General features: G+C 69.5%; 14 protein-coding genes. 9 read left to right on the forward strand and 5 right to left on the reverse strand.

What is annotated here, in order from left to right:
- Positions 1-611: 611 nt before the first annotated feature.
- From copM to Y590_RS13215, 5 genes are all read right to left on the reverse strand, one after another.
- Positions 612-998 (reverse strand): CopM family metallochaperone, encoded by a 387-nt coding sequence (gene copM / locus Y590_RS13195; RefSeq protein ID WP_060770245.1) that lies wholly within the window; start codon positions 996-998, stop codon positions 612-614.
- 31 nt (positions 999-1,029) lie between these two features.
- Positions 1,030-1,407 (reverse strand): hypothetical protein, encoded by a 378-nt coding sequence (locus Y590_RS13200; RefSeq protein ID WP_060770246.1) that lies wholly within the window; start codon positions 1,405-1,407, stop codon positions 1,030-1,032.
- 26 nt (positions 1,408-1,433) lie between these two features.
- Positions 1,434-4,610, reverse strand: coding sequence for an efflux RND transporter permease subunit (locus Y590_RS13205; protein WP_060772286.1), 3,177 nt, complete (start codon positions 4,608-4,610; stop codon positions 1,434-1,436).
- A gap of 177 nt (positions 4,611-4,787) precedes the next feature.
- Entirely contained in the window at positions 4,788-6,518 is a 1,731-nt protein-coding gene (locus tag Y590_RS13210) for an efflux RND transporter periplasmic adaptor subunit (protein ID WP_060770247.1), read from the reverse strand.
- Between the two features lie 71 nt (positions 6,519-6,589).
- A complete protein-coding gene (locus Y590_RS13215) occupies positions 6,590-7,024 on the reverse strand; it encodes a hypothetical protein (protein WP_060770248.1) in 435 nt (144 codons plus the stop codon).
- 580 nt (positions 7,025-7,604) lie between these two features.
- Here Y590_RS13215 and Y590_RS13220 point away from each other — a divergent pair.
- The 9 genes from Y590_RS13220 (at position 7,605) to Y590_RS13260 (ending at position 19,519) form a co-directional block, all read left to right on the forward strand.
- The gene (locus tag Y590_RS13220; protein WP_060770249.1) at positions 7,605-8,093 is read left to right on the forward strand and encodes a Ros/MucR family transcriptional regulator; all 489 of its coding nucleotides are present in this window, start codon (positions 7,605-7,607) and stop codon (positions 8,091-8,093) included.
- 138 nt (positions 8,094-8,231) lie between these two features.
- Positions 8,232-8,732: a chemotaxis protein CheW gene (locus Y590_RS13225; protein ID WP_060772287.1), complete on the forward strand. Its 501-nt coding sequence runs from the start codon at positions 8,232-8,234 to the stop codon at positions 8,730-8,732.
- A gap of 11 nt (positions 8,733-8,743) precedes the next feature.
- Positions 8,744-10,189 (forward strand): CheR family methyltransferase, encoded by a 1,446-nt coding sequence (locus Y590_RS13230; RefSeq protein ID WP_060770250.1) that lies wholly within the window; start codon positions 8,744-8,746, stop codon positions 10,187-10,189.
- Complete coding sequence (locus Y590_RS13235; RefSeq protein WP_060770251.1) at positions 10,186-10,743, forward strand: chemotaxis protein CheW; 558 nt, start codon at positions 10,186-10,188, stop codon at positions 10,741-10,743. The genes Y590_RS13230 and Y590_RS13235 overlap by 4 nt, the downstream gene beginning before the upstream one ends.
- Positions 10,744-10,876: 133 nt before the next feature.
- Positions 10,877-12,571 (forward strand): methyl-accepting chemotaxis protein, encoded by a 1,695-nt coding sequence (locus Y590_RS13240; protein WP_060770252.1) that lies wholly within the window; start codon positions 10,877-10,879, stop codon positions 12,569-12,571.
- 24 nt (positions 12,572-12,595) lie between these two features.
- The gene (locus Y590_RS13245) at positions 12,596-14,842 is read left to right on the forward strand and encodes a hybrid sensor histidine kinase/response regulator (protein ID WP_060770253.1); all 2,247 of its coding nucleotides are present in this window, start codon (positions 12,596-12,598) and stop codon (positions 14,840-14,842) included.
- Complete coding sequence (gene cheB, locus Y590_RS13250; protein ID WP_060770254.1) at positions 14,839-15,924, forward strand: chemotaxis-specific protein-glutamate methyltransferase CheB; 1,086 nt, start codon at positions 14,839-14,841, stop codon at positions 15,922-15,924. The genes Y590_RS13245 and cheB overlap by 4 nt, the downstream gene beginning before the upstream one ends.
- Positions 15,921-17,654 carry a response regulator gene (locus Y590_RS13255; RefSeq protein WP_060770255.1) on the forward strand — a complete coding sequence of 578 codons (1,734 nt, stop codon included), beginning with the start codon at positions 15,921-15,923 and terminating at the stop codon, positions 17,652-17,654. Before cheB ends, Y590_RS13255 begins: the two co-directional genes overlap by 4 nt.
- A complete protein-coding gene (locus Y590_RS13260; protein WP_060770256.1) occupies positions 17,651-19,519 on the forward strand; it encodes a response regulator in 1,869 nt (622 codons plus the stop codon). The genes Y590_RS13255 and Y590_RS13260 overlap by 4 nt, the downstream gene beginning before the upstream one ends.
- The last annotated feature ends 165 nt before the right edge of the window (positions 19,520-19,684 follow it).

Raw genomic sequence — 19,684 nt, forward strand, 5'->3', positions numbered from 1 at the left:
ACTTCGCTGAACTACCTAATCATAGATCGACGATAAGAGCAGCGGTCGATCATCAAGGTCGCCCACCCCGCGAGACAGCGCAGCGCCTGAACCAGGGCGGCGGCCTCCATCGCGAACCGATCAAGCCGTCGCCAGACGGCCGGATCGGAGCGGCGGACTTGGAACGACTGACGTTTCGTCGGAGCAGAGCGGTGAGCTGCAAAGAGCAGCCGCGCCGGCGAGGGGCATTTTCAAAGAGCGGACGAGGATATCAGCAGCGACGCTTGATCGATCGTCCGTCGATCGAAATGTCTTCAAGCCGAGCGGACACCTTCAGAGCGGAGTGATCTCCGTCGATTTTCAATCCGCGCCGTTGCTTGGCCTCGATATGATCGAAAAAAAATACAGTCGTCGAAGCACGGCGCGCGCTCCGACGATCGTTGCGCCACGATCACTCAGTGCTTTCGCTTGCTCTCGCCGTGAGGTCCCGCGCGAAAGCTCGGCCTCGAAGCATCCCGCAGGGTCGATCCCGTGGCATCGCTTCTGCGGGGACGCGCTGCGCCGTGCTTCGAAGCTCAGCGATTCAACCGGCAGAACTGTCATGGTCCCCGGAGGAGAGCGGCAACGGCCTCTCAGCGGTGCCTGGCCGCTTGCTTGCGCTTGAGGAAGGCTTCCATCTGCGCGATTTCCGTATCCTGCGCCTTCACGATGTCTTCGGCGAGCTTGCGGATCTCGGGATCCCTCGAGTGTTCGAGGGCGATCTTCGCCATCTCGATCGCACCGCGATGATGCGGGATCATCCCGCGCACGAAATCGAGATCGATGTCGTTGGTGTAGCGGATGTCCATCTCGCGGTGCATGCGGGCGTCGGCCTCGCGAAACGCCTTGGTCGCCGCGCTGTCCTGCACCGCGGCCTTCGGGTCCGGTTGACCGTGCCCGTGATGGTGGTGCGGGTCCTGAGCGAGGGCTGTGCCGGCCAAAATACTGGCGACGAGAACCGCGAGGATTGTTTTCGACATCGAGAATGCTCCTGGTATCGCGGATGGGAAATCAGTCGAAGCGGGCGCTGGCTGTGACGCCGCCCGGCCCGGTGATGCGCACCGCGCCGCCGGGACGGTCCCCCAGGGCGGCCTCGGCCGTTCCGGCGAGCCGATTGCCCGCTGGACTGAGGAGTATGCGGGCCGTCTTGGCTCCGGATTTGAGGATGGCGACCGCCTTGAACCCCTCGGCCGGCAGGGGCTTGCCGTCACCGTCGCTGAGATAGACCGAGACGGTCTCGGCCCGTGTCACGAGTTCGGCGTGCCACGCGCCCGCATCCTCGACGCGACCGCCATTGGGGCCGGGCGGATGGTCATGGGCGTGCTGGCCGCTCGCGGGTGCGGCCAGCAGAAGCAAAGCCAGCACGGCGCAGGACATCGCGCGGTTCATCGATCGTCTCCTGGAATGCGGTTGGATCAAAAGGCTTCACGCACGGGTGCGTGCAGCGCGTCGGCTCCGGCCGGAGCATGAAGCCGAGCAAAGGCACCTCGCCCGAACAACAGGACGAGAACGGGAGTGAGCACGGCGTCGAGCAGGGTCGCGCTCATCAAGCCGCCGAAGATCGTCACGGCAACGGGGTGCAGGATCTCCTTGCCCGGCGCCGTGCCATCGATCAGCAGCGGCACCAGGGCGATGCCGGCCGACAAAGCCGTCATCAGCACCGGCGTCATCCGCTCCAGGCTTGCCCGGGTCACCAGGGCAGGGCCAAGGGTCAGCCCTTCGTCGCGGGCGAGGTTCAGCATGTGGCTGATCTTGAGGATGCCGTTGCGGGCAACGATGCCGGTGAGCGTGACGAACCCGATCATCGAGGCGACCGACAGCGGCAGGTCGGCCATCCAGAGTGCCAGAACGCTGCCGATCAAGGCCAGCGGCACGTTGCCCATGACGATCAGGGCCAGCGGCACCGAGCGGTAGCGCCCGTGCAGCAGGGCGAAGACGAGGGCGAGCGACACGAGGCTGAGCCCGCCGATGGTGCGCGCAGCCTCCCCTTGCGCCTCGTAGCTGCCCTCCAGCCGCGCACTCACCCCCTCGGGCAGGGGCGTCTCGGCCAGCACGCGGCGGATACCGGCGACGATGGCCGCCATATCGGTGCGGCCGTCGGAATTGGCCTGCACCACGATTCGCCGCCGCCCGTTCTCGCGCAGGATCTGGTTCGGCCCGTCGGTCTCGCGGATGTCGGCGATCTCGCGGGCCGGCACCCAGCCCGACGGCGTCTCGATCAGGAGGTCGCCCAGCGCCTGCGGGCTGCGCCGGGCCTCGGGCAGGCGCAGGGTGACGTCGAAGCGGCGCGGTCCGTCGGCGATGGTCGAAAGCGTTCGTCCGTTGGCGAGCCGGGCGATAGTCTCGACCACAGTCGAGGGCGAGACGCCGTAGAGCGCGGCGCGGCCGTAATCGATCCGGATGTCGAGTTGCGGGATGCGCACCTGCCGCTCGACCTGAAGGTCGGTGACGCCGGGCACCGCTGCCGCGATCCGCTCGCGGATGCCTTCGGCCGCGGCGCGCAGGCTATCGAGGTCGTCGCCGAACAGTTTCAGGGCGATCTCGGCGCGCACGCCCGAGAGCATATGGTCGAGCCGGTGCGAGATCGGCTGGCCGACATTGACCGTCACCGGCAGAACCGCGAGGCGCTCGCGGATCTCGGCGATCACCGTTTCGCGGGGGCGGCCGGCTTTCAGCCGCACTTCGAGATCGGAGGAGTGGACACCTTCCGCATGCTCGTCGAGTTCGGCGCGGCCGGTTCGGCGCCCGACGGTGGCGACTTCCGGCACGTCGAGCACCAGCCGTTCGGCGATGGCGCCGACGCGGCTGCTCTCGGCGAGGGAGATGCCGGGGCGGAAGGTGGCGTTGATGGTGAGCGAGCCCTCGTTGAAGGCCGGCAGGAAGGCGCGCGGCAGATGCGCCGCAGCGATTCCCGCCGCGACGACGCAGAGGGCGATGCCGGAAATCAGCACCCGCGGATGGGCCAGCGCGAGCTTGAGCAGCGCCGCATTGCCGGCCTTGAGCCGCCGCACCAAGAGCGGTTCGCGCTCGGCCAGGGTCTTCATCCCCGGCAGCAGCCAGGAGGCGAGGACCGGCGTCAGGGTGACGGAGACCAGCAGGCTCGCCAGAATCGCGACGATATAGGCTTGGCCGAGCGGGGCGAAGAGCCGGCCCTCAATGCCGGAGAGCGCAAACAGCGGCACGAAGACGAGCACGATGATTGCGGTCGCGTAAACGATGCCGGATCGCACCTCGCTGGAGGCGGCCACCACCACGTCGAACACGCTGCGGGGCGAGCCCTCGGCCCGGTTCTCGCGCAGCCGGCGGAAGATGTTCTCGACATCGACCACCGCGTCATCGACCAATTCGCCGATGGCGATGGCGAGCCCGCCGAGCGTCATGGTGTTGATCGAGAAGCCCAAGAGCCAGAACACCAGGGCCGTGGTCAGGATCGAGACCGGAATCGCGGTGAGCGAGATCAGCGTCGTGCGCGCGTTCATCAGGAAGGCGAACAGCACCACGGCCACCACCGCGACCGCCTCCATCAGCACCCGCTCGACATTGGCGAGCGACGTCTCGATGAAGTCCGCCTGCCGGAACAGGATTTTCTGGGCGTCCATGCCCTTCGGTAGAGTGGGTGCGATCTCCTTCAGCGCCGCCTCGACGGCCTGCGTCAGGCGCACGGTATCGACGCCGGGCAGCTTCTCGACCGAGAGAATCACCGCCGGCTCGCCGCGATAGCCGCCATCGCCGCGCTTGGGCCGCGCCGCGAACGCGACCTCGGCGATCTGGCGCAGATAGACGCGGCCCTCGATCGCCGGGTTGCCGGTGCCGGGCAGGTCGGCCGCCGCCGTCGCACCCTGCGGGCCCGTCGGGATCACGAGGTTGCGCAAGTCTTCCAGGCTCAGGGTGCGGCCGATGTTGCGGATCAGGATCTCGCGGGCGTTGGCGTCGGCAAACCCGCCGCCGGCATTGGTGCCGAAGCCGGACAAAGCGGTGACGAGCGCGTCGTTGCTGACGCCGAGCGCCCGCATCGCCGCCGGATTGGGGCTGACGCGGAACTGGCGCACCTCGCCGCCGATCGGGATCACCTGTGCGACGCCGGGAATCGACAGCAGGCGCGGGCGCAGGATGAAGTCGGCCGTCTCGCGGACCTGCATCGGGCTCGACGTCTCGCTCGTGACGGCAACGAGCAGGATGCCGCCCATGATCGAGGCGACCGGGCCCATCTGTGGGACGATGCCCGCCGGCAGCTCGGATCGCACCAGGGCGAGGCGTTCGGCCACGAACTGGCGGTCGCGGTAGAGGTCGGTCTCCCAGCCGAATTCGACGGTGACGATGGAGAGCCCGGCACTCGACACCGAGCGGACACGGGTGACGCCGGGCAGGCCGTTCATCCGCGTCTCGATGGGATAGGTGACGAGCTGCTCCACCTCCGGCGGGGCATAGCCCTCGGCCTCCGTCATCACCGTGACGGTGGGGCGGTTGAGATCGGGCAGCACATCGACGGGCAGGCGCGTGAGCGCGAGGCCGCCGGCCAGCACCAGGCCGAGACAGAGCGCCAGGACCAGCACCCGGTTGAGCAGGGCGCCGCGGACGAGAAGGGCGAACATAGCGAGGCGTCCCCAGAGCATCATCCCGAAAGGTGGCCTTCGGCTTTCGGAAAAAGAGGATGCGAAACAACAGGCTAGAGCATCATCCCGAAAGGTGGCTGCCGGCTTTCGGAAAAAAGATGATGCGAAAGCAAGAGGCTAGAGCATCGTACCGGATCCGATATCCGGGACGATGCTCTAGCGGACCTGATCGAGCAGTTCGGCGCCCTGCACCACGACGCGCCGGCCGGCGCCGAGGCCGCCGGCGACGATCACCTGCTCGGCATCCAGCGGCTCGACCCGCACGGGCCGCGGCTCGAACCGCTCGGCGGAGACGTGCTCGTAGACCACCGCGCCACTCTCGGTTCGGACGATCCCCGCCCGGGGCACGGCCAATCCGCCGATGGTTTCGCCGGTCGGCGCCATCACCGTCACGAACTGACCGAGCCGGACACCCTCGGTGCTTCCGGTGATCGCGAATTGGACCGGCACCGCTTGATTGCGGTCGGCGAGGCCGGCGCCGCGGGATGCCAGCGCCAGCGTGCGCCCATCGGGCAGCCGTGCGGTGGCAGTGGCGCCGGGCTCCAGGCCGACGAAGCTGAGCGCCTCGACGTAGAGCTTGTCCGGATCGACGATGCGGAACACCATCGTGCCCGCCGCCGCCATCTGGCCCGCCACCGCCGCCCGCTCGGCGACGACGCCGTCCACCGGGGCGATCAGCTCTTCGGGCGCGCGGCGAATCGTGTCGAGGGCGGCGCGGCGGTCCTTCAGGCCGGCGAGTTCGGCGCGGGCGTCCTCCAAGGCGGTCTGCGCCACCGCGCCGGTCGCGGCGAGGCGCTCGTAGCGGGCGACCTTGCGGCCGGTGATGGCGATCTGCTGGTCGAGATCGCCCTGGGTCTGGCGCATGTCGGAGAGATCGACCGCCTGGACCGGCGGCGTGACGGTGGCGAGCACCTCACCCTTGCGGACCCGTGTGCCGAGATTCGGGAAACCGCCGGGCGGGGGGGCGAGGCGGCCGCCGACCGATGATTGCACCACGCCGCTGGCATTCGGATCGGCGATGACACGCCCCGGCAATTCGACGGTGCGGCGATGGTCGGCGATGCCGGTGAGGCCGGTGCGCAAAGCGAGCAGGCGCTGCGTCGATTTCGGGACGAACACCGCGCCGCCCGGCAGGCGCCGGGCGCGCTCGACGGGCACGGCCATGGGCGCGGTGAGAGCCACGCCCTCAACCGCTGCGGCCCCCCCTTCGCCGGGCCGATCTGTCTCATGAGCATGTCCCTCATGGGCAAGGGCGGCCGTGCCGAGGAGAAGCGTGAGGGTCAGAGCGAGGACCGCGAAGGCGGGGAGCGCCCGGCGCGCGCGCACGAGCATGATGACGGCGAGCCCGAGCAGAAACCCGCCGGCGGCCGCACCGATCGGACCCTGATGGGTGAGATGACGGCGGAGATGGGCGAGCCAGGCCGACGCCTCGGCCTGGACCGGCATCGCTGCCGCCTCCGGCTCGGGCAGGTGCAGATCGAGGGCCAGCACGTCCGTCATACCGTCGGCCGTCACGGTCGCGAGCAGGTCGTATCGTCGACCACCGGCGAGCCAGGGGGCCGCGATCTCGTAGACGCCGTCGCCGACGGCCCGCGTCTCGGCCGGGCCGTCCGGCGTCTCGATCTCGATCTCGGCGCCGTTCACGGGCTCGTTGCTGCTGAACCGATCGAGATAGAATCGTATCCGGTTGCCGGACGCCACCGCCACGAGTTCGAAGGTGGCCGAGGCCGCTTCGGCCCGAGGGGTGGTCTGTGCAGGCAGAGCCGGCACCTCGTCACCATGGCTGTGACCCTCATGGGCCAGGGCGGCACTGCCCGCTGCCGATGCGGCGGCGAGCACGAGCGAGACAGCCAGCGCCCGAAGCGCCGCCGCAAGACGGATGGACATGGGGAACGAATCCTTCGCCGGATGAGCAACGACATCACCCGGCACGGAGCGTACCGGATGGGGATCGGGCGTCAGGCGAGGGTTCGGGGCGGCTCGATCTGCGCCTCGGGCACGATGCCCGACAGACGCGGTCCGTCGCGCGCAGGGGCACAGGCCTGCGCGGCGGCCGGCGGAAGGGCCGGAACCGGTGACGGGGCGAGCCCGGTGGCGCAGCAGGACGACGGCGCATGGCCGCAAACACCGCCGGCCGCGCAAGCCGGGCAGGCGCAGTCCATCCGGGATTGCCCGATCACCGGTATCGCATCCGCTCGAACGACCGACATCAGAGCGGCGCGCCGGACGTCCGATCCGGCAATCGCGAGGTCAGGCGCCGAGGCCGCGACCGGCTGCGCCTGAGCGACGTGCTCGTGCACGCCGTGCGCGCGGGCGCCGGACGGCATCAGCACGGCGGCGATCGTGAGGATCACCGCCACCAGCCAAAGCGCTATGAGACGAACGGACTTCATTGTGCGTGACCCGTAGCATGGACACGTCGCCGTCAACAGAGGCCGGCGGGCGATGAGAGCCGCGACGGCCGCGTTCACAAGAACGGCATACCCCGCCCGAAACCGCCACCTTCGATGGACTTGGAGACACAAATCGAGGCTTGATGACGGCGCGACGGATCGTCTCGCATAGGTTGTATAGCGTAGAATATGGGTGCTTAAGAGGCCGACACGTCGCACGTTTCCCGTCCAGCGCCTCGCGGGTCGACCGAAGGGCAGGCACGATGCGTGCATCCTCCTTCCGCGCCGCTGCGCCAAGTGCGGACGCCGCGCTGAAACTCTCGATCCGTCCGTCGCTTATAGGACGTTCCGGATGCCGTAACGCTCCGGCTTGGCGTCGAAAAAGTTAAGCTATGACACATCAATGGACCGTGCGATCACGTGTTCCATTTAACGTTCTACGCTTCAACGGCGACGCTGGACTTGAGTGTGCCATCCTCAATACCCACAAGCCTGGCGTAGTTTTTTGAATTCTTCTCTTGCATCGGTGCGCATCACGTATGATTTTGGCGCCCGGGGGCCTACGGAACGGACAAGCAGAATGACAGAAGAAAACCAGAAATCGTTCAACGATTTCGTCGAACTGGCGAGCGACATCGTCTCGTCTTATGTGTCGAACAACTCAGTCCCCGCTTCCGAGCTTCCGGGCCTGATCATCAGCGTGCATACGGCGCTGACCACCCTCAGCAGCCCCGAGGCTGTGGCCGCTCCCGCCGAGGAAGTGATCGAGAAGCCATCCGCCGGGCAGGTCCGCAAGTCGGTGACGCCGGACGCGATCATCAGCTTCATCGACGGCAAGCCGTACAAGACGCTCAAGCGCCATCTCGGCACCCACGGCCTCGATCCCTATTCGTATCGCCAGCGCTACGGTCTGCCGAACGACTATCCGATGGTCGCGCCGAACTACGCCGCGCAGCGCTCCGCCCTCGCGAAGTCGATCGGCCTCGGCCGGCCGGGCGGTCGTATCGAGGAAGAGGCCCCCGCGCCCGAGCCGGCAACGAAGTCGCGGTCGCGCCAGAAGGTCGCCTGATACGGCGCTCGCCGCAGGAACGGACGGCCGGACCGGGCGTTCGTGAAACCTTTGCGTTCGGCGAGCGTCAACCGCATGATCGAGGTGACGAGCGGTCCCGTCGTCCGCTCCCGCGGCGAACCGCCCCAAGGACATGCGATGGCGCGTTTGCCCACCCTACTTCTCGACATCGCCGGGACGACCTGCGCCTTGCCGCAGGCCGAGATCCGCGAGATTCTCCCGCTGCCGCGCCTGCACACGCCGCCGGCCGCGGGCGGTCCGCTCGCGGGCCTTCTCAATCTGGCCGGCGAGCCGGTGCCCGTCATCGATCTCGCCGCCCTGTTCGCGCTTCGCGACGCGGGCGGCGATCGCGATCCCTACCGGCACGTCGTGCTGGCCCGCGGGGGCGGCATCGCCTTTCTCGTCGATCGTGCGCTCGACTTCGTTCAAGTCGAGGAAGAGTCCCTGCGGCCGGTCGAATCCGCCCGCAGCCTCAACGGCTGCGTCGTCGGCGAATTCGCAATGGGTGACCAACTCGTGCACCTCCTCTCCCTCGACCGCATCTTGACTCTCGACGAGCGGACCCGGCTCGAAGCGCTGACCCGGCAGGCGACGACGCGGCTTGCCCGGTTCGAGCCCGCTGGGACGCGAGCCGTCTGAGGACACCGGTCGTGACGGCCCCGGTCGAGCGATCCCGACGCGTCGCCAGCGCGACGGTGGATCCCGGATTTCCGGCTCTGAAGGATCGGGTGATCGCCCGGACCGGACACAACTATTACGAAGACAAGGACGACCTGCTCTACGATCGCCTGCGCAAGCGCATGCGAAGTTGTGGGGTCGCCGACTGCGCCGCCTATTCATCCCTGCTCGACGGCGCGGCCGGCCGGGAAGAATGGGCCGCACTCGAGGCCGAGATCACCATCGGCGAGACCTTCTTCTTTCGCTACGCCGAGCAATTCGCCGCCCTGCGCCGGACGATTCTTCCGGAAGTGATCGAGGCACGCCGCGAGATCCGCCGTCTGCGGATCTGGAGTGCCGGCTGCTCTACCGGGGCCGAGCCGTATTCCCTCGCCATCCTCGTGCACGATCTTCTCGGCGAAGCCCTTGCCGACTGGTCCGTGACGATCCTCGGCACCGATCTCAGCGCCGCCGCGCTCGCCGTCGCGCGCGAGGCGGAGTTCGGCCCCTGGGCCCTGCGGACCCTGGACACCGAGGAGCGCGCGCGCTGGTTTCGCCGCACCCCCGCCCGACCGGGCTTGCCGCATGGCGGCTACGCCCTGCGGCCGGCGTTTCGCCGCATGGTGCGCTTCGAACGGCAGAACCTCCTGACCCTGATCGACGGGAGCGACCGGATGCAGGGGGGCTTCGACCTGATCCTGTGCCGCAACGTCCTGATCTATTTCAGCGCCGACCATGTCACCCGTATCGTGCGGGCGCTCGGCGAGCGGCTGAACCCGCAGGGCTGGCTCCTGATCGGGCATGCCGAGCCCAATCCCACCTTCTCGCAGTGGCTGCAGCCCGTGGCCCTGCCGGGAACGGTCGCCTACCGCCCGATCGACACGCCAGCGCCCCAGCCGCCGCCTGTCCTCGTGCCCGCGCTTCCGGAACCGGCGCCGATCCTGTTCGCGCTGCCGGAATCCGCGCCTGACCCGGTGCGTGCCCTGCCGTTGCCGATCCCGGCACCGGCCGCGATCGCGCATCCGCTGTCGCCGGGTGATCTCTTGGCTGAGATCCGCGTGCTGGCCGATGCGGGCGAGACCGCGCGGGCGTGGCGCCGATTGCACGAAGAGATCGACGGCTACGCCACCGATTCGCCTCTGCGCTACTATGAGGGTCTGCTCGCCCTCGATCTCGGGCGGGAGCGGGAGGCCGAACGGGCCTTGCGGGGGGCGCTGTTCCTCGACCGCGGCTTCGTGATGGCCCATTTTCAGCTCGGGTTGCTGCTCGCCCGCGTCGGACGCCGGAGCGAGGCCGCCCGCGCCCTCGACAACGCCCTGCGCCTCGCGCAAGGACTGCCGCCCGAAACGATCCTGCCGGAGGGAGACGGAGTGAGCGCCGCACGCTTGGCCGAGAGCGCACGCCGTGCCCTGGCCGGAATCACGGGCCGAGACGCATGAAGATCGGCGTGACCGCCGGAGCGGATGCCGAAGCGCGCACCGCCGCGCTGCTCGATGCCCGCGCCGCCGCACTCGCTGCCCGAACGGTGGGGCAGGAGCGGACGATCGAGACCGCACCCTATCTCGTCTGCGCCTGCGGGGCGGAGCGCTACGGCGTGCCGCTCACGGCGGTCGCGGGCGTCACGCCTGAGGGGGCCTGCACGGCGCTGCCGGGTGCACCGCCGGCGCTCCGAGGCATCACGGCGGTGTCGGGGGTGATCGTCAGTGTTCTCGACCTCGCCGCCTGCCTGGGACTGGACCGCGCGGAGACCGAAGAAGGCGGACACGTGGTGCGCCTGCGCGCGCAGGAGCCGCCGGTCGCGCTCGCCGTCGATCGCGTGCTCGGGATCGCGCAAATCGAAACCACGCTGGCCCGGCCAACGACGGAGTCGGAAAGTCTGGGACGCGGACCGCTTTCGGGCTATGCACCGCCCGGCTCGGACAGAACGGGCGGGATCCCCGAGGACTTCTCCCTCATCGATATCCCGGCCCTGCTGGCCCGCTTCACGACGTGACCGTCGCGCGCGTTCTTACCCCGACCGGGAAGCCGGTTCGGTCGAACGCGCGTCAAAACAGAAGCTTGGAGCCGCCCGCGACGGAGGCGGCCCCGAGAACCCGAACCCTCTCCCCGCGCCGCCTGCCGGAGTCATGTCGCCCGTGTCGATCTCGATCGGAAAACGCATCCTCCTCGGCTTCGTGGCGGCGAGCCTGATCGTCGCGGCTCTCGGCGCATACGCTCTGCGCCAGATCGGCAGCGTGCGCGACACGACCGACCTCATCGTGACGCGCGACGTCGGCGTGCTGCGCCAGCTCGACGACCTCGGCAACGTCGCGCGAAACATGGGTCTGGTGCGCCGCAACGCCGTGATCTCCGTTCTGACCCAGGCGCAGGCAAACCCGGCGTCGAACTCGGGCCGCTCGGAAGATTTCCTGGGAAGCTGGCGCCAGAACGTGGCGGAGCTGGAACGGCTCCTCGCCACCATGACCGGCGAGGTGAAGGAGTATCAATCCGCCGCACTCTCCGCAGAACGCGCTGTGGCCTGGGGCCGGCTCGGAGCCGTCTTGACCGAGACGAGCGAGGCGTTCCGCCAGGTCCGCAACGCCAGCGAGCAGCAGCTCCGCGCCGTGGATGCCCGCGACATCGCCACGGTCGAGGCCAGAAACGAGGACGTCAACCGGCTGCATGATGGCTTGCTGCGCAGCATCGCCAACGCCCGTACCGCCCTCGACGGCGTCATCGGTGCCGGCCAGCGCAGCGTCAGCGACATCTATCGCAACAGCGTGATCTCCGTTGCGATCACCGTCGCCGCCTCGATCCTGCTCTCCATCCTGGTGACGGCGCTGATCAGCCGCGCGGTGGTCCGCCCACTGGAGGACGTGATGCGCTTCGTCGCGCAGATCGGTGACGGCGACCTGACGGGGCGCCTGAACCGCTCCGGCACAGACGAGGTCGGTCGGCTCGGGGACACGTTGAACCGGATGGTGGCTGGATTGTCCGACCTTGCCCGGACCAACCGCGCCGCCACTGCCGACCTCAACGCCGCCGCGGCCGAGATCCGCGCTTCCGCCCAGGAACAGGCGGCCAGCGTCGAGGAGCAGTTCGCCGCCGTCCAGGAGACCGCGGCGACCGTGGACGAGATCACCCATTCGGGGGCGCAGATCTTGAAGCGCGCCACCGAAGTCATCGCCACCGCCCAGGCCGCGGCGCAGACCGCGCGTTCGGGCCTGCGCGCGGCTACCGACACCGCCAAGGCGATGGATGCGATCCGCGAGCAGGGCGAGGCGGTTGCCGGCAACATCGTCGCTCTCAGCGAGAAGACACAAGCCATCGGCGAGATCATCGTCACGGTGAACGACATCTCGGAGCGCACCCATCTGCTCGCCCTCAATGCCGCCATCGAGGCGGCGGCGGCCGGCGAGAGCGGGCGCAGCTTCGCCATCGTCGCCTCCGAGATGAAGCTCCTTGCCGACCAAGCGAAGGGCGCGACCGCGCAGGTGCGCGGCATCCTTGGGGAGATCCAGCGCGGCATCAACGCCTCGGTCATGCTGACCGAGGAAGCGGTCAAGCGCGCCGCCGCCGGCAAGAACCGCACCGATTCGACCGTCCGCACCATCGAGGAGATGGCGGCGCGCGTGGAGGAGGGCGTGCAAACCTTCCAGCAGATCGTGGCCTCGACCAACCAGCAGCAGCTCGGCATCGAGCAGGTGATGGGAGCGTTGCAGAACATCCGGCAGGCGAGCCAGCAGACGGCCGCCGGCACCCGCGAGGTCGAAACCGCCTCGGCCAACCTGACCGAGCTGGCACAGGGGCTGATGGCTCTGGCCGAGCGCTACCGGCTTTAGCGGTCCGGCCGAGCGTCCCGCCGCATGGACATCCGCCAGCAGCTTCTCGCCGCCTTCGAGATCGAGCACCGCGAGCATCTCGACGCGATCCGCGCCGCCCTCGCGGCGGAGGGGCCGGTCGATTGGCACGACGTGTTCCGTCGCGCCCACAGCCTGAAGGGCGCGGCCCGCGCCGTCGACCTGCCTCCCGTGGAGGCGGTCTCGCACCAGCTCGAAGCGCTGTTCGAACGCATCAGTGCCGGCCAGCGCCCGCTCGACCGGGCGGCACGGGCCGCGACCCATCTCGCCCTCGATCGGATCGAGGCCTACGTCGCCGCGACCGCGACGGGGCAGGCGCGCATGCCCGAGGATGCGCTGGCCGCGCTGAATGCCTGCCTCGACCCCGAGGCCGCCGCTTCGGAACCGGCTCGGCCCGAGTCGGATTCGCCGCCGGTTGCCCCGACCGCCGCGCCAACGGCCGCTCCGGCTGCCGCGACCGAACCGGCCGCGGAGCCTTCGCAAGCCATTCTTCGCGTGCCGGCCTCGGCCGTCGAAGCCCTGACGCGGGCGAGCTACGGGCTCTGGGCCGCGCTGCCGGGGCAGGGGGCCGTCGCCGAGCGCATCACGCGTCTCTCGGCGAACGCGGGCGCCCTGCGCCGCCGCACGGAGGCCGCCCGCCGCGTTCCGGATACCATCCCCGGCGGGGCCGAGGAAACGGAGGCCGCGGCTTTGCGCCGGGCGCTCGCCGAGATCGAATCGGGGCTCGCCGCCTTGTCGCGCGAAGCCTCCGACCTCGCGCAAGGGCACAAGACCGTCATCCTGTCCGTCGAGACCGCCGCGCGCCGCCTGCGCGAGGAAGCCGAGCGCCTCGCGCTGGTGCCGGCTGAGACGGTGTTCGGCGGCCTCGCCCGCGCGGTGCGCGATATGGCCCGCTCCGACGGACAGGACGTCGAGGTCGCGACGCGCGGGCTCGACCTGCCGGTCGACCGGGCGATGCTTCAGGCGCTCAAGGATCCGGTGCTGCACGCCCTGCGCAACGCGCTGAGCCACGGCGCGGAGAGTCCGGAAAGCCGGCAGCGCCAGGGCAAGCCCGCCTCTCTTACGATCGGGCTCACCGTCGAGGCACAGGGCGGGCGGCTCGTCCTCGGCATTCACGACGATGGCCGCGGGCCCGACCTCGCGGCGATCGAGACGACGGGTCGCGCTCGCGGGTTGATCGCGCCGGGCGAGAGCCTCCATCCGGATATGCTGCTCGCGCTGCCGTTCGAGCCGGGCTTCTCCACCGCCGGTTCGGTCGATGCCCTGTCGGGCCGCGGCATGGGCCTGTCGGTGGTGGCCGAGGTTGCCCGCTCCCTGCACGGACAAGTGCAGCTCGTCCGCCGTCATCCGCACGGCACGTCGCTGATCCTCACCCTGCCGCTCTCGGCCGCGCGGCGGCCGGTCTTGATCGTCTCGGCTGGTGGCACCCGCTTCGCCCTGCCGAGCGGTGCCGCGGAAGCGCTCTCGCGGCTCGATGCCTCGGCCCTGTCCACGGTGGCGGGCCGACCGGTGGCGCAGGTGGCGGGGGAGGGCGGCGAGACCGTGACGCTGCCACTCGCCGAACTCGGCGATCTGCTCGGCCTCGGCAGCAGCCGCCCGGAGGGCGCGATGATCCCGATCGTGCGTCTGCGCGGCACGCGGGGGCGCTGCCTGCTCGCGGTCGATCGCCTGGAGGAGGTGCGCACGCTTCTCGTCCTGCCCGCACCGCCGATCGGCAGCGATCCTGCCCTCGTCACCGGCACGGTGATCCTCGGCACCGATACCCCCGCTCTCGTCCTCGATCCGGACGGACTCATCGACCGGATCGGCCGCGCCGGCCCGCGCGCCGGCCGGTCCCCGTCGAAAGGACTTGGGGACGGCAGCGGAACGATCCCGGAAACGCGACGTTCGACGATTCTTGTCGTGGACGACTCGATCACCACCCGCACCTTGGAGAAGAGCATCTTGGAAGCGGCGGGCTACCGCGTGATCGTCTGCGTCGACGGGCAGGAGGCGCTCGACCGTCTGCGCGCGCGCATCGAGCCGGTCGATCTCGTGGTCGCCGACGTCGAGATGCCGCGCCTCACCGGCTTTGGTCTCGTCGAGGCTTTGCGCGCCGAAGAGGATTTCGCGCGTCTCCCCATCGTGCTGATGACGTCGCGTGGCGACGAGGAAGACGTCGCCCGAGGATTGGAACTCGGCGCCGACGCCTACCTCACCAAGCAGAAATTCGATCAGCGCGAACTCTTGGACACCATCGGTCAGTTGCTGTGAACGGAGGGGCAGGGAATCCGCGCGTGCGCGTGCTGGTTGTCGAGGATTCGCTCGTGGTGCGCATCCTCCTCACACACATCATCGCCCGTGATCCGCGGCTGGAACTGGCCGGCGCCGTGGAATCCGGCGAGGCGGCGCTCGCGGCGATCGAGACCGTGCGCCCGGACGTGATCTCCATGGATATCCGCCTGCCCGGCATCGACGGACTGGAGACGACCCGCCGGATCATGGCGAGCCGGCCGACGCCGATCGTGGTGATCGCCGATTCGGTCGAGGATTCCTCGCTCAAGATCTCGATGAACGCGCTCAGGGCCGGCGCGCTTTCAGTGGTCGAGAAGCCGGTGGCCACGACCAATGATGGCTACGAGGCGGTCGCGGGCCAGATCTGTACGCAGCTGCGCATCATGGCCGCGGTCCCGGTCATCCGCCGCCGGCCGATCGGGGCGGAATGGAATGCGCGCAAGACCGCGCCCCCGCTCGACCTGCCGGCCTCCTTGGAAACGGAAGCCGCACCGAGCGTGCTGGCAGTCGCCGCCTCGACCGGCGGCCCGCCGGCACTCGCCAAGGTGATCGGCGGTCTTTCGGCCGAGTTTCCGCTTCCGATCCTGCTGGTTCAGCATATGGGCGCCGCCTTCATGGACGGCTTTGCGAGTTGGCTCGACGGCGTGGTGCCGCTCCCCGTCGGGGTCGCGCGGGACGGGCAGACGATGCAGGCCGGCCATGTCTACGTCGCCCCCGGCGACCGTCATCTCGAACTCGGCGGGAACGGCACGCTGCGGGTGAGTGACGGAGCCCCCGTCGGCGGACAGCGCCCGGCCGCGACCGTGCTGTTCCGCTCCGTCGCCCGGCAGGCCGGCGCGCAGGGCATCGGCGTGCTGCTCACCGGCATGGGCGAGGACGGGGCGCAGGGCCTTCTCGACATGCGCAAGGCCGGCGCCGCCACGGTGGCCGAGCACGAGAGCAGCGCCGTCGTCTACGGCATGCCCGCAGCGGCGGTGCGCCTCAGCGCGGCGTCCCGCGTTCTCCCCATCGATCAAGTGGCGCCCCATCTCGTGCGGCTCGCACAGAGGAAGCCGGCATGACCGCGAGCGCATCGCCCTCCGGCGCATCATCCGCCCCACCCGGCCACCGCCTGCTCCTGGTCGAGGATTCGGAGACCCAGGCGCTCGAATTGCGGCTTCAGCTCGAAGGGCAGGGTTTCTCGGTGCAGCGCTGCGCCACCGCCGAGGCCGCGCTCGACCTGCTCAACACCGACCTTCCCGATCTCGTCGTCGCCGACCACCACCTGCCCGGCATGAACGGCGACGAGTTCACCCGACAGATGCGGCTCTCGCTGCGCACGCGGGCGCTGCCCGTGGTGATGCTCACGAGCGCCCGCAACGGCGAGCGCCACGGTTTCGAGAGCGGCGCCGACGCCTATGTCGAGAAATCGGCCGATCGCGACCTGCTGGTGCTGCGCATCCGCGCCCTCCTGCGCGAGCGCAAGAGTTCCGCGACGGAGGGACCGTCCGGGGCCGCCTTCCGCCGCGGCCGGGTGCTGATCGTCGATGGCAGCGCCACCTACCGCGCCTTCTTCACCGGCCTGCTGACCCAGGAAGGCCACACCGTCGCCGCCGCGGCCGACCGCACGGGGGCGCTCGCGGCCCTCGACGAACCCGGCGCCGGATTCGACTGCGTGACCCTCGACCTCGTCGGCAGCGCCTATGACGGCATCGCGCTCTGCACCGAGATCGCCGAGCGCCGCATGAAGGCACCGGAGGGCGGCGGCAACGCCTTCCCCCTCGTCGGCATGGCCGGTGACAAGCCGGACAAGAGCCTACTGGTCGCCGCCTTCGCCGCAGGCGCCGACGATGTGGTCTCGAAGGCCGACGGCGAAGTCCTGGCGATGCGTGTGCGCGGCCTCGTCCGCCGCCGCCTGCTCGAAGAGGACAACCGCCGCATCTCCGGCGAGTTCGGCGACCGCGAGCGGGCGGTGGAACGCGCCCGCGCCGAGGCCGAGGCGGCCGCCGCCCGCGCCGCCCTCGCCGACGCCCTCGGACAGGCCAACCGTGACCTGGAGGATGCCAACCGCAAGCTGACGGAGGCCCAGGCCAAGCTGGTTCAGGCGGCCAAGATGGCCTCGCTCGGCGAGTTGGTCGCCGGCATCGCCCACGAGATCAACAACCCGCTCGCCTTCATCCTCGCCCACCAGGGCACGGTGGAACGCCTGCTCGGTGATTTGCCGCCGCCCGATGCGCCGGAGGGACAGCGGGCGCTGATGAAGGCGCGCGACCGGGTCGGCTCGATGCGTCTGGGCCTGACCCGGATCCAGGATCTCGTTCTCAATCTGCGGAAGTTCTCGCGGCTCGACGAGGGCGAGCGCGGGCTCGTCAACGTGCCGGAAGCGATCGAGACGGTGCTGGCGCTGATCCAGCACAAGCTCGGCACCCGGATCACGGTGGCCCGCGACTTCTCGGGACGTGCGGAGATTTCCTGCACGCCGGCCCTTTTGAATCAGGTCGTCATGAACATCCTCGGCAATGCAGCAGATGCAATCCACGGCGACGGGACGATCACGGTGGCGACCTATTCGGATGCCGAGACCGACATGATCCGCATCAGCGACACCGGGCCCGGTATTCCCGAGGAGTTACGAGAAAAGATCTTTGAGCCTTTCTTCACGACGAAGCCGGTCGGATCGGGAACCGGGCTTGGCTTGGCGATTGCCTACAGCGTCGTTCAGGCGCATAGCGGCTCGCTGATCGTCGAGACGGCGCCGGGCGGCGGCGCGAGCTTCGTCATCGGAATTCCGAGGCAACCGGCACCGGTATGAGCAAAGGCACGATTCTGGCCGTCGATGACGAGCCGGACATCCTGATCGCTCTGGAGGACCTGTTCGAGGACGAGTACCGGGTGCTCACCTCGGCCAAGCCCGAAGAGGCGCTCGACATCCTCCGCGCCGACCCGGACATCGCGGTCGTCGTCTCCGACCAGCGCATGCCCGGCATGACCGGTGACGCGCTGCTGGCCGAGGTGCGCAGTTTCCACGAGGCGCAGGCCATCCTGCTCACCGGCTACGCCGACATCTCGGCGGTGATCGCGGCGCTCAATCGCGGCGGCATCATCGGCTACGTCGCCAAGCCCTGGGACCCGACGCTTCTGCGCGCCACGGTGCGCAACGCCTACGAACGCCACCGCCTCGGCCGCGATCTCGCCACGGAGCGGGCCCTGCTGCGCGGCCTCCTGGATCACGCCGAGGAGGCGATCTCCTTCAAGGACGCGTCGGGCCGCTTCGTGCGCCTGAACGCGCGCAAGGCCAGCCTTGTCGGCAGCACGGTCGAGGCCTGCCTCGACCGCACCGAGGTCGAGATCGCCGATACGCCTCAGGCCCACGAAGCGGAAGGCGCCGACCGCCGTGCCGTCGCGGCCGGCGAAGCGGGCTCGACGGTGATCGCCCGCGGTGCGCTCGGCGCCGAGCGCTGGTCGCATGTCATCCGCGTGCCGATCCGCGGCGGAGCCGGCGAGGTCACGCATCTCGCGACGATCGAGCGGGACGTGACCGAGCAGAAGAGCCTGGAGGCGCGGCTGCGCCAATCCGACAAGATGCAGGCGCTCGGCACGCTGGCCGGCGGCATCGCCCACGACTTCAACAACCTGCTGACCGCGATCCTCGGCAGTCTCGAACTCGTCGGTCCCAAGATCGCCGACCAGCCTCGGGTCAAGCGCCTCGTGGACAACGCCACCGGCGCGGCGCAACGCGGCTCGGCGCTGACCAAGCGGCTCCTGAGTTTCAGCCGCTCCAACGACGCCCATGCGCGGCCCGTGGACCCGAACGCGCTGATCGAGGGAATGAGCGCGCTGTTCGGCTCCAGCCTCGGCAGCCATGTCAGCGTCGTGCGGGATCTCGAACCCGACATGCCCTTCGCCCTGGTCGATCCCGACCAGCTCGAACTCGCGGTGCTCAACCTCTGCATCAACGCCCGCGACGCGATGCCGGACGGCGGCACGGTCACCATCTCGACCCGCCGCGCCGAGATCTCCGACGATCCCGATCTCGAACCCGGCACCTACGCCGTCGTCACGGTCGCCGACGAAGGCACCGGCATCCCGCCGGAAATTCTGGAACGCGTCTGCGAGCCGTTCTTCACCACCAAGGCGGTCGGGCAGGGCACGGGCCTCGGCCTTGCCATGGTGTTCGGCCTCGCCCAGCAGGCGGGCGGGCGGCTGCGCATCACCAGCGAAGTCGGCCGGGGCACCCGGATCGAACTCGCCCTCCCGCGCGCCGAGAGCGCCGCCCAGGGCACCGAAGAGCCGGCGGCCCCGGCGGTGGTGATCGCGGCAAGTCCGGCCCGCATCCTCGTGGTCGACGACGACGAGGAAGTACGGCACGTCACCGCCTCCTTCCTCAGCGATTTCGGCTACAGCGAAACCGAGGCGGCGGACGGGCGCACGGCTCTGGACTTGATGGAGAAGGGCGCGCGCTTCGATCTCGTGGTGGCCGACCTCGCCATGCCCGGCATGACCGGGGTCGAGCTCGCCGCCGCGATCCGCCAGCGCTTTTCCGGCGTGCCGATCCTTCTGCTGACGGGCCATGCGGAAGCCGTGCAGATTCCCGAGGATCTGCCGGTGATGACAAAGCCCTTCGCCTCCGCCGAACTCGCGGCGCGGGTCTCGCAGCTTCTCGACACCACGGCCTGACCGGGCCTCGAGTCCATCGCAAGGGACGGTCCACCCCTCTCGCAAGCGCACATTACCGGACACATTCGTGCCACTTCCGGTGATCCTGCGCGCGCAAGGATTGCACTCCGCATCGGCCCGCAGGAAGATGTTTATGCGCCACGCTGCTTCGGGGCGCGGAAAGAA

Source organism: Methylobacterium sp. AMS5 (assembly GCF_001542815.1).
In the GTDB taxonomy this organism is placed as follows: domain Bacteria; phylum Pseudomonadota; class Alphaproteobacteria; order Rhizobiales; family Beijerinckiaceae; genus Methylobacterium.

Coding starts and splice junctions, on each gene's coding strand:
- Y590_RS13260 (WP_060770256.1), top strand. CDS start 17,651: ATGAGCAAAGGCACGATTCTGGCCGTCGATGACGAGCCGGACATCCTG.
- Y590_RS13255 (WP_060770255.1), top strand. CDS start 15,921: ATGACCGCGAGCGCATCGCCCTCCGGCGCATCATCCGCCCCACCCGGC.
- Y590_RS13215 (WP_060770248.1), bottom strand. CDS start 7,024: ATGAAGTCCGTTCGTCTCATAGCGCTTTGGCTGGTGGCGGTGATCCTC.
- Y590_RS13235 (WP_060770251.1), top strand. CDS start 10,186: ATGAAGATCGGCGTGACCGCCGGAGCGGATGCCGAAGCGCGCACCGCC.
- copM (WP_060770245.1), bottom strand. CDS start 998: ATGTCGAAAACAATCCTCGCGGTTCTCGTCGCCAGTATTTTGGCCGGC.
- Y590_RS13240 (WP_060770252.1), top strand. CDS start 10,877: ATGTCGCCCGTGTCGATCTCGATCGGAAAACGCATCCTCCTCGGCTTC.
- Y590_RS13205 (WP_060772286.1), bottom strand. CDS start 4,610: ATGTTCGCCCTTCTCGTCCGCGGCGCCCTGCTCAACCGGGTGCTGGTC.
- Y590_RS13225 (WP_060772287.1), top strand. CDS start 8,232: ATGGCGCGTTTGCCCACCCTACTTCTCGACATCGCCGGGACGACCTGC.
- Y590_RS13220 (WP_060770249.1), top strand. CDS start 7,605: ATGACAGAAGAAAACCAGAAATCGTTCAACGATTTCGTCGAACTGGCG.
- Y590_RS13200 (WP_060770246.1), bottom strand. CDS start 1,407: ATGAACCGCGCGATGTCCTGCGCCGTGCTGGCTTTGCTTCTGCTGGCC.
- Y590_RS13245 (WP_060770253.1), top strand. CDS start 12,596: ATGGACATCCGCCAGCAGCTTCTCGCCGCCTTCGAGATCGAGCACCGC.
- Y590_RS13210 (WP_060770247.1), bottom strand. CDS start 6,518: ATGTCCATCCGTCTTGCGGCGGCGCTTCGGGCGCTGGCTGTCTCGCTC.